The sequence below is a fragment of the Mesorhizobium sp. M1A.T.Ca.IN.004.03.1.1 genome, assembly GCF_003997555.1.
In the GTDB taxonomy this organism is placed as follows: domain Bacteria; phylum Pseudomonadota; class Alphaproteobacteria; order Rhizobiales; family Rhizobiaceae; genus Mesorhizobium.
In genome coordinates this window covers 1-257 of the sequence record NZ_RZTV01000605.1, presented here as the reverse complement: position 1 = coordinate 257, position 257 = coordinate 1, and the positions used below count along the sequence as shown (strand labels likewise).

Genomic DNA, 257 nt, shown 5'->3' with positions numbered 1-257 from the left:
CCTCGTAGCCGCCATATTCCTCGAGGCTCGCCGGGAAGAGCAGGGCGCAGAGCAGGAAGAACAGGCTGCAGAAGCAGACGAGGAAGAGATAGATGCCGAAGCCGATGGCGGGCACGGCCTGCAGGCGATATTCCCACCACCAGATATGGATGATGAAGAGGAACAGCGACAGCGCCCAGCCGAGGTGAATTGGATAAACCTTCGCCTTGGCCGGATGCTGGACGATGCCGGCAACGCCAGTGAGCAGCCTTGCAAGC

1 pseudogene is annotated in these 257 nt (G+C 60.7%); it reads right to left on the bottom strand.

Going from position 1 to position 257, the window contains the following annotated elements:
• Window positions 1-257: pseudogene (locus EOD29_RS33060) on the bottom strand (hypothetical protein); the annotation flags it as partial.